Origin of the sequence: Pseudarthrobacter sp. CC4, from assembly GCF_048957775.1 — a bacterium.
Lineage (GTDB): Bacteria > Actinomycetota > Actinomycetes > Actinomycetales > Micrococcaceae > Arthrobacter.
Genome location: NZ_JARCCZ010000007.1, coordinates 42015 through 55240 on the forward strand (window position 1 = coordinate 42015; position 13226 = coordinate 55240).

At 63.1% G+C, this 13226-nt stretch carries 11 protein-coding genes; 3 read left to right on the forward strand and 8 right to left on the reverse strand.

Annotation, left to right across the window (positions count from 1 at the left end):
• Nucleotides 1-42: 42 nt before the first annotated feature.
• The 8 genes from PV768_RS06570 to dnaA form a co-directional block, all read right to left on the reverse strand.
• Nucleotides 43-711 (reverse strand): DUF3566 domain-containing protein, encoded by a 669-nt coding sequence (locus PV768_RS06570; protein ID WP_421092591.1) that lies wholly within the window; start codon nt 709-711, stop codon nt 43-45.
• Nucleotides 704-3382 (reverse strand): DNA gyrase subunit A, encoded by a 2679-nt coding sequence (gyrA, locus tag PV768_RS06575; protein WP_421092592.1) that lies wholly within the window; start codon nt 3380-3382, stop codon nt 704-706. Before gyrA ends, PV768_RS06570 begins: the two co-directional genes overlap by 8 nt.
• Before the next feature lie 57 nt (nt 3383-3439).
• Nucleotides 3440-5527, reverse strand: coding sequence for a DNA topoisomerase (ATP-hydrolyzing) subunit B (gene gyrB / locus PV768_RS06580; protein WP_321214848.1), 2088 nt, complete (start codon nt 5525-5527; stop codon nt 3440-3442).
• 379 nt (nt 5528-5906) lie between these two features.
• Complete coding sequence (locus PV768_RS06585; protein WP_421092593.1) at nt 5907-6467, reverse strand: DUF721 domain-containing protein; 561 nt, start codon at nt 6465-6467, stop codon at nt 5907-5909.
• Nucleotides 6451-7662, reverse strand: coding sequence for a DNA replication/repair protein RecF (gene recF / locus PV768_RS06590; protein ID WP_323058121.1), 1212 nt, complete (start codon nt 7660-7662; stop codon nt 6451-6453). The genes PV768_RS06585 and recF overlap by 17 nt, the downstream gene beginning before the upstream one ends.
• Nucleotides 7663-7707: 45 nt before the next feature.
• Nucleotides 7708-8592 carry a phosphogluconate dehydrogenase (NAD(+)-dependent, decarboxylating) gene (gnd, locus tag PV768_RS06595; protein ID WP_421092594.1) on the reverse strand — a complete coding sequence of 295 codons (885 nt, stop codon included), beginning with the start codon at nt 8590-8592 and terminating at the stop codon, nt 7708-7710.
• 117 nt (nt 8593-8709) lie between these two features.
• The gene (gene dnaN / locus PV768_RS06600; RefSeq protein ID WP_321214845.1) at nt 8710-9834 is read right to left on the reverse strand and encodes a DNA polymerase III subunit beta; all 1125 of its coding nucleotides are present in this window, start codon (nt 9832-9834) and stop codon (nt 8710-8712) included.
• A gap of 525 nt (nt 9835-10359) precedes the next feature.
• Nucleotides 10360-11784: a chromosomal replication initiator protein DnaA gene (gene dnaA, locus PV768_RS06605; protein ID WP_157240151.1), complete on the reverse strand. Its 1425-nt coding sequence runs from the start codon at nt 11782-11784 to the stop codon at nt 10360-10362.
• A 461-nt stretch (nt 11785-12245) separates the two neighbouring features.
• Here dnaA and rpmH point away from each other — a divergent pair, with 461 nt between their 5' ends.
• The 3 genes from rpmH to yidD are packed head-to-tail and all read left to right on the forward strand — an operon-like array spanning nt 12246 to nt 13222.
• A complete protein-coding gene (gene rpmH / locus PV768_RS06610; protein ID WP_003800212.1) occupies nt 12246-12383 on the forward strand; it encodes a 50S ribosomal protein L34 in 138 nt (45 codons plus the stop codon).
• A 40-nt stretch (nt 12384-12423) separates the two neighbouring features.
• Nucleotides 12424-12834 carry a ribonuclease P protein component gene (gene rnpA, locus PV768_RS06615; RefSeq protein ID WP_321214844.1) on the forward strand — a complete coding sequence of 137 codons (411 nt, stop codon included), beginning with the start codon at nt 12424-12426 and terminating at the stop codon, nt 12832-12834.
• Entirely contained in the window at nt 12827-13222 is a 396-nt protein-coding gene (gene yidD, locus PV768_RS06620; RefSeq protein WP_321214843.1) for a membrane protein insertion efficiency factor YidD, read from the forward strand. Before rnpA ends, yidD begins: the two co-directional genes overlap by 8 nt.
• Nucleotides 13223-13226: the final 4 nt, after the last annotated feature.

A 13226-nucleotide genomic window follows, 5' to 3' on the forward strand; every position in this document is an offset into this window, starting at 1 on the left:
ATCGGGCGTTTTCGCCGGTATCTGGCCGGCGAAAACAGGGAACTAGTCGTCCGTGAGGGTGACGCCAATGCCGCCCACAAGGGTGGCAGAGATGTTATAGAGCACGGCGGAAAGCATGGAGAGCGCGGTCAGCAGGACCACGTTCACCACCGCGATGATGGTGGCGAAGGATGCCACCTGGCCCAGGGAAGCCACCTTCTTCAGCTCAAAGCCGCCGCCTTCGGAGCCGGCCAAGGTACCCAACAGGCTGTCCACCTGATCGAAGATTCCGGTGAGGTCAAGAACAGTCCACAGCACAATGGCGGCCACCACGGTGACAATTCCCAGTGCCACGGACAGCAGGAAAGCCATCTTGAGGACGGACCACGGGTCCACCTTGCTGATCAGCAGCCGTGCACGCCGGACCTTCGCTTTCGGAGCAGGCTTGACGAGGCCCGGGGTGCCTTGCCCTGTACCGGCCGACGGCGGACGCTGGCCGGGTGCCGGGCGCTGGCCGGGCTGTCCCACGGGACGCTGGGCCGGCGGTCCCGCCGGCCGGTCGCCCTGGGTCGGACGCTGGCCGGGGACTGCCGGGCGCTGCCCCTGGGCGGCGGCAGGGGCGGCAGGGCGCTGTTGCGGACGAACGGGGGCGTTTACCCGTGGAGCGGCTGAGGGCCGGCTGCCGTCGGGAACGGTACTGTTCGACTTGGGAAATGAGTCGGGATTACTCACTCGTTACCTCCGTGTAGTCTTCGTTCTGCTCAGCGTTGCCCGAGGCGTCCTCTGACTCAACGGCCGGTGGTTCTTCTGCCAATGCTGGGCTGGCTGATTCCTCGAGGGATCCGCCGTCTTCAGCCAACGTTACGTCATCCTCCGGTGATTCCTCGCCCTCGAGGCCGCGTTCGCTGTTGCGTGCCACCTCGATAATCCGGTCGTTTTTGTCCGGCTTGGCAAAGATCACGCCCATGGTGTCACGACCCTTGGCGGGGACGCCGGCAACGGAGGACCGGACCACTTTGCCGCCCTCCATGACCACCAGCACCTCATCCTCTTCCTGGACGATCAGCGCGCCCACGAGGTCGCCGCGTTCTTCGGCAAGCTTGGCGACCTTGATGCCCAGCCCGCCGCGTCCCTGGAGCCGGTATTCCTCCACCGCTGTCCGTTTGGCGTACCCGCCCTCGGTCACGATGAAGACGTAGGAGCCGTCAGTCACCACATTGGCGGCCAGCAGCTCATCCTCCTCGCGGAACTTCATTCCGGTGACTCCGGAGGTTGCCCGGCCCATGGGCCGGAGGGCATCCTCGGTGGCGGTGAAACGGATGGACTGGCCCTTGCGGGACACCAGCAGGAGGTCGTCGGTTTCCGAAACCAGCTGCGCGGACACCAGCTCGTCGCCGTCGCGCAGGTTGATGGCAATCACGCCGGCGGAACGGTTGGTGTCGTAATCCTCGAGCCGGGTCTTCTTGACCAGCCCTCGCTTGGTGGCCAGGACCAGGTACGGCGCCTGCTGGTAGTCCTTCAGGTCCAGGACCTGGGCGATGTGTTCGTCCGGCTGGAACGCCATGAGGTTGGCCACGTGCTGGCCCTTGGCATCGCGGCCCGCCTCCATCAGCTCATAGGCCTTGGCGCGGTAGACGCGGCCCAGGTTGGTGAAGAAGAGCAGCCAGTGGTGGGTGGTGGTGACGAAGAAGTGCTCCACCACGTCGTCGCCGCGGAGCTGGGCACCCTTGATGCCCTTGCCGCCGCGCTGCTGCGAACGGTAGTTGTCGCTGCGGGTGCGCTTGACGTAGCCGCCGCGCGTAATGGTAACCACCATCTCCTCTTCGGGAATGAGGTCTTCCATGGACATGTCGCCGTCGAATCCCATGAGGATCCGGGTACGGCGATCGTCCCCGTGCTTGTCCACGATCTCGCCGAGCTCGGTGCTGATGATCCCGCGCTGGCGCTGCTCCGAGCCAAGGATTTCGTTGTACTCGGCGATCAACGCTTCAAGCTCGGAGTGCCGGTCCTGGATCTTTTGCCGTTCCAGGGCGGCGAGGCGGCGCAGCTGCATGTCAAGGATGGCGCGGGCCTGGAGCTCGTCGATGTCGAGCAGTTCCATCAGTCCGTCGCGTGCCGCTTCGGTGGTGTTGGACGCGCGGATGAGGGCGATCACCTCGTCCAGCATGTCCAGTGCCTTCAGGAGCGCCCGCAGGATGTGGGCCTCTTCCTCGGCCTTGCGCAGCCGGTACCGTGTGCGGCGGGCAATGACATCCATCTGGTGGGTCACCCAGTGCCGGATGAAGGCGTCCAGGCTCAGGGTGCGGGGGACGCCGTCAACAATGGCCAGCATGTTGGCGGAAAAGTTGCTTTGCAGTTCGGTGTGCTTGTAAAGGTTGTTCAGCACCACCTTGGCCACGGCATCGCGCTTGAGCACGATGACCAGGCGCTGGCCCGTGCGTCCGGAGGTCTCGTCGCGGAGGTCCGCAATGCCCTGGATCTTGCCGTCCTTGACCAGTTCGGCGATCTTGATGGCCAGGTTGTCCGGGTTTGCCTGGTACGGCAGCTCGGTGACCACCAGGCAGGTGCGTCCCTGCAGCTCTTCGACATTTACCACCGCGCGCATGGTGACGGAGCCGCGGCCGGTCCGGTAGGCATCCTCGATGCCCTTGTGGCCCAGGATGGTGGCGCCGGTGGGGAAATCGGGACCCTTGATCCGCAGCAGGAGTTCTTCCAGCAGTTCTTCGCGGCTGGCGCCGGGGTTCGCCAGGTACCACTGCACGCCGTCCGCCACTTCGCGCAGGTTGTGCGGCGGAATGTTGGTGGCCATGCCGACGGCGATGCCGGAGGACCCGTTCACCAGCAGGTTGGGGAACCTTGCAGGCAGGATGGTGGGTTCCTGGTTCTTGCCGTCGTAGTTGTCCTGGAAATCGACGGTTTCCTCGTCGATGTCCCTGACCATTTCCATGGCAAGCGGGGCCATCTTCGTTTCGGTGTACCGGGGTGCCGCAGCGCCATCATTGCCCGGGGAGCCGAAGTTGCCCTGGCCGAGGGCCAGGGGGTAGCGCATGGTCCAGTCCTGGATGAGGCGGACCAAAGCGTCGTAGATCGCCGTATCGCCGTGCGGGTGGTACTGGCCCATGACCTCGCCCACCACACGGGCACACTTGTTGAAGGAACGGTCAGGCCGGTAGCCGCCGTCGAACATCGCGTAAAGGACCCGGCGGTGGACCGGCTTCAGGCCGTCCCGGACGTCCGGGAGGGCACGGCCAACAATGACAGCCATGGCGTAGTCCAGGTAGGACCGCTGCATTTCTGTCTGGAGGTCCACCTGCTCCACGCGGTCGATCAGCACGTCGCCTTCAAGAACGGTGTCCGGAGTGCCGGCGTCGGAGGCCGGGTTCTCGGGTGTTTCGTCGCTCATTAATTAATTTCCGTTTCAGGTATATGTGAGATTCCGAATATTAGGACAGCGTGCTTCCTAGATATCGAGGAACCTGACGTCCTTGGCGTTCTGCTGAATGAAGTTGCGGCGTGATTCAACGTCCTCGCCCATCAGGACCGAGAAGATCTGGTCCGCCGCGAGGGCATCGTCCATCGTCACCTGCAGCAGGGTGCGGTGGTCCGGATCCATGGTGGTGTCCCACAGTTCGGTGTAGTCCATTTCGCCGAGGCCCTTGTAGCGCTGGATGCCGTTGTCCTTGGGGATCCGGCGTCCGGCCGCCTGGCCGGCCACGAGTTTCGCGTCGCGTTCGCGGTCGCTGTAGACGTAATCATGGGCTGCGTTGGACCACTTGATGCGGTACAGCGGCGGCTGGGCAAGGTAGACATAGCCGTTCTCAATGAGGGGGCGCATGTAGCGGAACAGCAGCGTCATCAGCAGGGTGGTGATGTGCTGTCCGTCCACGTCGGCATCCGCCATCAGGACGATCTTGTGGTAGCGGAGCTTGGAGAGGTCGAAATCCTCTCCAATACCGGTTCCGAAGGCGGTGATCATGGACTGGACTTCGGCATTGCCCAACGCTTTGTCCAGGCGTGCGCGCTCCACGTTCAGGATCTTTCCGCGCAAGGGCAGGATGGCCTGGGTCTCCGGATTGCGGCCGCGTTTTGCGGAGCCGCCGGCGGAGTCACCCTCGACGATGTAGACCTCGCACTTTTCCGGGTTCTTCGAGGAGCAGTCAGAGAGCTTGCCCGGCATGCCGAAGGATTCCAGCGGGCTCTTCCGGCGGGCGTTGTCCCGTGCCTTGCGTGCGGCCATTCGGGCCTGCGCTGCGGATATCGCCTTCCGGATGACGTCCCGGGCGGGCCCGGGGTTGCGTTCCAGCCAGTCACCCAGTCCGTCAGTTACCACGCGCTGGACGAAGCCCTTGACCTCGGAGTTGCCGAGTTTGGTCTTGGTCTGGCCTTCGAACTGGGGTTCGGCAAGCTTGACGGAAATGACGGCGGTAAGGCCTTCGCGGATGTCGTCACCGGTGAGGTTGTCGTCTTTTTCCTTGATGATTCCCTTCTCACGCGCGTAGCGGTTGATCAGGGACGTCATGGCAGCGCGGAAGCCTTCTTCGTGGGTTCCGCCTTCATGGGTGTTGATGGTGTTGGCGTACGTGTGCACACTCTCCGAGTAGGCGTTGGTCCACTGCATCGCCATTTCGAGGGCTATCTTGCGTTCTTTGTCCTCGGTTTCGAAGGCGATGACGTCTTCGTGGACCACATCCACCTTTTTGCCGGAATTCAGGTGCTTGACGTAGTCCAGCAGGCCTTCGTCGTACTGGTACACCACGGTGCGGTGCTCTGCGCTGACTTCGCCCTCGGTAACGACGGCGTCCAGGTCCAGGTCGGCGTCGGCATCCGCCTCAGCAGCGGTGCGCTCGTCCGTCAGCGTGATGCGAAGGCCCTTGTTGAGGAAGGCCATCTGCTGGAAGCGGGCGCGCAGCGTCTCAAAGTCGAATTCGGTGCTTTCGAAGATCGCGGGATCCGGGTAGAAGGTCTGGGTGGTACCGGTGAGGTCCGTTTCCTCACCCTTGACCAGGCTGCCCTGCGGCTTGCCGCCGTCCGCGAAGGACATCCGCCAGACATGGCCCTGGCGCCGCACTTCAGTATCAACGCGGCTGGAGAGGGCATTGACCACGGAGATGCCGACGCCGTGGAGGCCGCCGGACACGGCATAACCGCCGCCGCCGAACTTTCCGCCGGCGTGCAGGATGGTCATGACCACTTCAACCGTGGGCTTGTGCTCCGTAGGGTGCATGTCCACGGGAATGCCGCGGCCGTCGTCCACCACTTTCACGCCGCCGTCGGCCTGCAGGACAACCTCGATGTGGGTGCAGTAGCCTGCAAGGGCCTCATCCACCGAGTTATCAACAACTTCGTAGACGAGGTGGTGGAGTCCGCGCGGTCCTGTAGAACCGATGTACATGCCCGGGCGCTTCCGTACCGCCTCCAGGCCTTCAAGGACAGTGATGTCGCTGGCACCGTATTCACGCGGCGTCGCCGATGCGGCCGGGGTGTCAGGCGTACGGGCATCCTCGACTGCGGGTTCAGCTGCCAGAATATCTGTATTGTCGTTAGCCACAGGCGCTGTCGACTCCTCTGTTCTCGATGATGGCCGGCCGAGTCCCCTCCTGGATCAGGAAAGTCATCCGCCAACAGGCACAAACTTATAGCGCCGGTGGCCTGCTGACGGTGGGGATCCGCACTCCGCGTGCTGTGAGCGCGCGAAAACGGACTCAGTCAACGTTTCACCCGCGCCCAGTTATCTACACCGATTCTACCGCGCGACAGCCCATTTCCCCGCATTCCAGGGCCGTCGGCGGACAGTGGTGTGCCCATGCGAGGGCATTGGCCGCGCCTAGGGCGCGCTGGAAGTACGGCCTCCGGGTGCCTATACGCCCGGCGTCCCTTACAGCGCTCTACACGCCGTTGGGCGGATTTTCAAGAGTCCGGTGCCGGCACTACCCGTAAGTGTCCCGGGGGCCCCGGCCGTTTACCGAGCGGCCGCCCTTGCGCCAGCTCGGTGCCGCAGGGCCGAGCACCTTGATGCTGGTTACCACTCCGTCGCCCAGCTCCACCCGGAACTTCTCCAGGAGGCTGGTGCTTAGCAGGCGCAGCTGGGTGGCCCAGGCGGTTGAGTCGCACCGGACGTGCAGGGTGGTGTCGGTGAAACTTTCCGGGACGCAGTGGGCCGAGATTTCAGGGCCAACCAGGGTTGCCCATTCAGCCATCACGGACCCCACCGCCACCGGGGAGGTCCAGCCGCGTTCCGCCACCAGGCGTCCCACCACCTTGCCCAGGCCAAGGGGGTCGCGGCCCGTGGCGTGGAACTGGCTGAAGCCTCGGCTGTCGCGGGTGCCCTTTTTCGCCTTTGAGGTGCCCGGGCGGTGCGCTGCCCTGCGGATTTCGCCGCGCGCTGCGGCTGCTTCCCGCATCCGGTTCAGGGCAACCTGCGGGGCATCGATGTTGTCGGGATCGCGGCCGGGCTGGAGCCCGCCGCCCTTTTCATTGTCCCTGCTCATCAATACCTCCCGGGATGACCTTCACCCGCCGTCCGGACAGCTCTTCCGGGATGTCGGCGTCGACGGCGGCGGTCACCAGGACCTGCTCCGCGCCGGAGACTATTGCGGCCAGTTTACGCCGCCGCTGGACGTCCAGCTCGGCAAAAACGTCGTCGAGGATCAGGATGGGAGCAGACCCTCCGGTACGGGCGTCGTCCAGCATCACATAGTAGGAGGCGAGCCGCAGCGAGAGGCACATGGACCATGTTTCGCCATGCGAGGCATAACCCTTGGCCGGCGCCTGGCCCAGGATGAGTTCCAGCTCGTCGCGGTGCGGTCCCACGAGCGAAATGCCCCGTTCGATTTCCTTCCGGCGGGATTCGGCGAAAGCGCGGACGTACCGCTCCGCCAACTCGTCCACAGAGAACCGGCGCAGGTCTTCCACGTCCGGCGAAGCACCTCCGGCCGCGGTGCCCGCAGCGGGAGGGAGCGCTGCGCCGTCGTCGTCCATCTGGCTCTGGAGGGTGGAGCGGTAGACGGCGTCTGCCGGTTTTGACGCGTCGGTGAGGTCCGCATATGCCCGCGCCAGATGCGGGCGCAGCCGCTCCACCAGTTCAAGCCTGGCGTGGAGCAGTTCGGCGCCGGCCTTCGCCATGTGCTGGTCCCACACGTCGAGGGTTGCCTCATGGGCAGGAGTGAATTTGCCCGCCCGGGCAGACTTCAGCAGCGCATTGCGCTGCTTCAACACGCGGTCGTAGTCGCTGCGGGTCGCGGCATGATGCGGAATAAGGCTCGCGAGCAGCTCATCCAGGAAGCGGCGCCGGTTCGAGGGATCCCCCTTGACCAGGGCCAGGTCCTCCGGAGCGAAGAGGACCGTTTGGCATATGCCGAGCAGGTCACGGGCACGCACCGGATTACTGCGGTTGATCCGGCCGCGGTTTGCCCGCCCTGCGTTGATTTCAAGTTCCAGGACCGTAGTCTGCCCGCCCCGGACCAGGCGGGCCCGCACCAACGCCCGGTCCGTTCCAAACCGCAGGAGGGGTGCATCCGAGCTGACGCGGTGGGAGCTGAGGGTGGCCAGGTAGCCGATGGCCTCCATCAGGTTGGTCTTGCCGATGCCGTTGTATCCCACCAGGACTGTGACGCCCGGAGCCAGGGCAAGGTCAACCTGGGCGTAGCTGCGGAAGTCGGTCAGGGAGAGGTGTTCGAGGTACACGCGGTTTTCGGCAATTCTGGGAACCTCGCGGTTCCCGGCTGGATGCTACTTGGCGGGGCGGGTGGCGTGGCCGCCGAACTGGTGGCGCAGTGCGGATACCATCTTCATGGCCGGTGAGCTGTCCTCGCGCGATTCGAAGCGGGCGAACAGTGCCGCAGTGATGGCCGGGGCGGGAATTGCGTTGGCAATGGCCTCTTCCACCGTCCACCTGCCCTCGCCCGAATCCTCGACGTAGTCGTCGATGTTCTGCAATCCCGGGTCTTCATCCAGCGCCTTGACCAACAGGTCCAGCAGCCAGGACCGGACCACCGTGCCTTTTTGCCAGGCGCGGAAGGTTCCGGGAAGGTCGTTGATGATGTCTTTGGAAGCCAGCAGCTGGTATCCCTCGGCGTATGCCTGCATCAGGCCGTATTCGATCCCGTTGTGGACCATCTTGGCGTAATGCCCTGCGCCGATCCCGCCCACGTGCACAAAGCTGTCCTCACGTTCGCCCTCCGGGCGCAGGGCATCAAACACCGGAAGGGCGCGTTCGATATCCGCAGCATCTCCGCCCGCCATCAGGCCGTAACCGTTCTGCAGGCCCCAGACTCCGCCGGAGACGCCACAGTCCGCAAAGCGGATGCCCTTGGCGGCGAGGAGTTCGCCGTGTTTCTGGTCTTCCGTGAACCGCGAGTTTCCGCCGTCGATCACCAGGTCGCCCTCGGCGAGTTTGTCGCCAAGTTCCTTGATGACGGCGTCCGTGATCTCACCGGCGGGAACCATGACCCAGATCAACCGCGGCACCGGGACTGCGGCAAGGAGTTCATCAAGGGTGGCGACGTCGGTGATGTCCGGGTTCCGGTCGAAACCGGTGACCTCCACGCCGCCCTTGCGCAGGCGTTCGCGCATGTTGAATCCCATTTTGCCAAGGCCGATCAGTCCAATGTGCATTCTGGAACTCGTTTCTGCGCTAGAGGTGTGGCTGCGGGACCGTGTTCCCAACTAGGTAGCGCTAAGTGTCGTTTTGAACCTCCAAAACGACACTTAGCGCTACCTAGTTGGAGGGGGCTAGTTGGGCAGGCGGACCGGCATCACCAGGTAGCGGTAGTCATCCTGGTCCTCGCCGTCGGCGTCCGCCTGGGCTGTGATCATGGCCGGCTTGGGCGCAGTGGTGAACGAGAACCGGACGAACTTGGTCTCGATCACGCTGAGGCCTTCCACCAGGTAGTGGGGGTTGAAGGCCACGGTGATGTCGTCACCGGAAAGCTGGGCCTCAAGTTCCTCGGAAGCCTGGGCGTCCTCGCCGGTACCGGCGTCCAGGTTCAGGAGCCCCTGGGTGAAGGCGAGCCGAACGGGGGTGTTGCGTTCAGCTACCAGGGAGACACGGCGCACCGCTTCAACAAGCTCCTGGGTCTGAACCGTGGCATGGATGGGAGTCGAGTCCGGGAACAGCGACCGGATCTTGGGGTAGTCCCCGTCCACCAGCAATGAGGTGGTGGTTCGTCCGCCGCTTTCGAAACCGATCAGCCTGCTGTCGTCGTCGGCGAGGGCAAGGTTGATGTCACCGCTGTTGCCGAGGGTCTTGGCAACTTCGTTCAGGGTTTTTGCCTTGACCAGGGCGCTGGTGGAGATGCCCGGGGTGACCGGCTTCCACGGCACTTCACGCATGGCAAGGCGGTACCGGTCAGTGGCGAGCAGCGTGATGAGGTCGTCCTCGATTTCCATCCGCACGCCGGTGAGGATGGGCAGCGTGTCATCCTTGCTGGCGGCAATGATGACCTGTGAAACCGCCTGGGCGAAGGAATCACCGGGGACAGTTCCGCTGATGGGCGGGAGTGCGGGAAGCGGCGGGTACTCGGCCTCGGGCATCGTGGCGAGATGGAAGCTGCTTCGGCGGCAGGTCAGCGTGACTTTGTTGCCGTCCGTTTCGACGTCGACCGGTGCCGAGGGGAGGCTGCGGCAGATGTCGGCCAGGAGCCGGCCGGATACCAGGATGGTGCCTTCGTCCCGGATGTCCGCTGTGATTTCCAGCCGGGCGGAGGTCTCGTAGTCAAAGCTGGAGAGGCTCACGGTGCCCGCTTCGGCCTTCAACAGCAGGCCGGACAGGACGGGCACCGGCGGCCGCGGAGACAACGACCGGGCTGTCCAGGTGACGGCTTCTGCCAGGACGTCCCGATCGACTCTGAACTTCACGGAAGGGTGCCGCCTTTCATTGCTGCTGCCATAAGACCTGGAACTTCCCGCAGGCAGTTCCAAAGAGTGGGGTGCCCCACCACCTGAACCTGCATGGTCCGTGCTGCAGGAACCACACGAAAACCCAAGGATGGGAGCGCTGCTGACAGCTTAGCCGGAAGATCGGGGATTAACCCATCCCCGGTGGTCCCGACTGCCCGGAGGGCCGCCCGGCCCGGTGTGGTCTGGACGAGCGCACAGGTCTTGTTGTTTGAGGGATTTCAATTTTTTGGGATTAGTAGTGTTAATAACTGCTGTGGAAACTGTGGATAACCTCCCCCTGCCGCGGGTTCCAGCGGTTAAGCCCTGTTCATCCACTGTGGGCGGCGCAGGTTTTAAACAGGGTGTGGATGGGGACAAGATTTTTTGCGATTTTGCGAATCCACAGGCGCCTTAAGGGTTTTAAGCCCATTAACCGCGGTTGTCCCCTTAAGTATCCACAGGCTTATCCACATGCACCTGTTAATAAGGTATAGGTGCGGCCGGCTAGGAGTCGCGCTGCTGCTGCTTGATCCGGTTGGTCAGCTCAGTTACCTGGTTGTAGATCACACGCCGCTCGGCCATCAGTTCGCGGATCTTCCTGTCAGCGTGGATCACTGTGGTGTGGTCGCGGCCGCCAAGTTCCTGGCCGATCTTCGGCAGCGACATGTCCGTGAGCTCGCGGCAGAGGTACATGGCAATCTGGCGCGCCGTCACCAGGGTCCTGGTCCGCGACTTGCTGCACAGCTCTTCCATGCTCAGCTTGAAGTACTCGGCCGTCTGCTGGAGGATCTGGCCGGACGTGATCTCCTGGGCGCCGTCGTCGGTAATGAGGTCCTTGAGGACCATCTCCGCAAGTGCCACATCCACGGGCTGCCGGTTGAGGCTTGCAAAGGCGGTGACCCGGATCAGTGCACCCTCAAGTTCACGGATGTTGCTGGAAATCTTGGATGCGATGTATTCCAGTGCGTCATCGGGAGCAGAGAGACCTTCGCTCAGGGCCTTCTTGCGGAGGATGGCGATGCGGGTTTCGAGTTCCGGCGGCTGGATGTCCGTGAGGAGGCCCCACTCGAAGCGGGACTTCATGCGGTCCTCGAATCCTGCCAGCAGCTTGGGCGGCTGGTCCGAAGTGATGACCACCTGCTTGTTGTTGTTGTGCAGGGAATTGAAAGTGTGGAAGAACTCCTCCAACGTCCGGTCCTTGCCCGCGAGGAACTGGATGTCATCGATGAGCAGTACATCCACGTTGCGGTAGGTGGTCTTGAAGCTGGCGCCCTCATCGTCACGGATGGAGTTGATGAAGTCGTTGGTGAACTCTTCCGAGTTCACGTAGCGGACGCGGATGCCGCTGTAGAGCCGGCGGGCATAGTGGCCGATGGCGTGCAGCAGGTGCGTCTTGCCCAGCCCCGAATCACCGTAAATGAACAGCGGGTTGTAGGCCTTTGCCGGCGCTTCAGCGACGGCGACGGCCGCAGCGTGGGCGAAGCGGTTGGAGGAACCAATGACGAAGGTGTCGAAGACGTACTTCGGGTTCAGGCGGCCGAACTCGTGCGAAGTGCTGGGGAGCATGGGCTGCGGCTTCTGTTCGATGAGCTGGTCCGGGGAGAAGGACGGCTCGACGACGACGGGCTCGGGTTCTTTGTGGATGGGAACCAGGTCCGTGTCCACGTCGATGGCGCACCGGATGTCCTCGGAGAAAACGTTGTGCAGTGCGTCATCCAGGGCGTCCTTGACCTGCGTCTGGAGCACTTCGCGGGTGAGTTCGTTGGGAACTGCCACCAGGAGCGTGGACCCGATCAGGCCCTGCGCCTGGGCAAGGATGACAAAGCCACGCTGCCGCGGTGAGACACGGTGGTCCTGTTCCAGCAGGCTGACAACGCGCCGCCAGGAACTTCCGACAGTATTGGCGTGGTTGGCTTCGTCTACTGTCATCAATCGGTTCCCTCAAAACTTGCTTTGCCTGCATTGCCTGCAGCCGCGAGTCTTGAACCAGGATGGGTTCAGCTTCATCCACAGGGTTATGCACAGCACGTGGATAATCGGCTACTGGGCCACTCTAGGGGATGAAAAGCCTAGAAGATAGCTGGCAAGGAGCTTGTGGATAATTACATGGATGTGGTTTCCAAAACGGCCCTGTGAGCCACTTCATCCACAGCCTCGGAGGGCAGGTTAAGCACAGTTGGGGATAGCCCGCACGTGGAGCCTCAGTTTGACTCAGGGGTTCAGGTTGCCCTAACGTTGTGAAGTCCTTTGTGTCCGCTTTTTGGCCCCATCTGAATCTCTTAGGCGCAGTGCGCTTGAGCAGCCGGGGGAAGCGTGCATATACAAAACTTAGCGTCGGCCAGTTCTTCCCCATACGGTGGGCGCACCTTTGATCCACTGGAGTAACTAACGTGAGCAAGCGGACTTTTCAGCCGAATAACCGCCGTCGAGCCAAGAAGCACGGCTTCCGCCTTCGTATGCGTACCCGTGCCGGCCGCGCCATCTTGGCGGCCCGTCGTGGCAAGGGCCGTACCGAGCTGTCGGCGTAAATAACTGACTTGTCGGTAGACATTTCTTTGCGAGTTTAAGGTGCTGGCCACCCGTAACCGTTTGAGGACTGCAGCCGATTTTTCAACAACTGTACGTTCCGGTGTCCGCAATGGACGCCGGAACGTAGTGTTATATACGGCAGCTATTGCTGCCGACGAACCCAGCCGGATCGGGTTCATCGTTTCCAAGAGTGTAGGGAACGCTGTGGCCAGGAACCTCGTTAAGAGGAGACTGAGAGAAGCAGGTGCTGCCTCGCTGCGCGAGTACGGCACCGGGTTTGCCATAGTGGTCCGGGCGCTTCCTGCGTCCGCAACTGCCAGCTGGGACCAGCTGCTGTCGGATTACAATGCCGCATTGGAATCAACGATGACCCGGCTGGCCGGCCGCCCTGCAAGGGCTGCCGCCAACAGTTCGGCCGGTACTACACAGGAGGGGACACTGCGTGCGTAACGCCACCGCCGTCGTCGTTACCTGTCTCCGACGTAGTGCCGCAGCAGTTGCGCTGTTCCTCTGGAACCTGCCCCGCAGCATACTCATTCTTTTATTGATGGCCTACCGCAAGGTGATTTCACCCTTGTACGGCCAGGTCTGCCGCTTCTTTCCTTCGTGCTCGGCCTATGCCCTCGAGGCGATTACGGTGCACGGCGCCGTCAAGGGCAGCTGGCTGGCAGCCCGGCGCCTGGCGCGCTGCCATCCCTGGAACGCCGGCGGTGTGGACCACGTCCCCGCCGGCCACCGCCACTGGCCTGAAAACCAGACCCCCACAATTGTTGTACTGAACAACCCGGACAAATACCTGGCTGCGCAGTCTGATGGAGAAGGCCGCACTGCGGCCTGACGAA

Coding starts and splice junctions, on each gene's coding strand:
- gnd (WP_421092594.1), bottom strand. CDS start 8,592: ATGCACATTGGACTGATCGGCCTTGGCAAAATGGGATTCAACATGCGC.
- gyrA (WP_421092592.1), bottom strand. CDS start 3,382: ATGAGCGACGAAACACCCGAGAACCCGGCCTCCGACGCCGGCACTCCG.
- PV768_RS06585 (WP_421092593.1), bottom strand. CDS start 6,467: ATGAGCAGGGACAATGAAAAGGGCGGCGGGCTCCAGCCCGGCCGCGAT.
- dnaA (WP_157240151.1), bottom strand. CDS start 11,784: ATGACAGTAGACGAAGCCAACCACGCCAATACTGTCGGAAGTTCCTGG.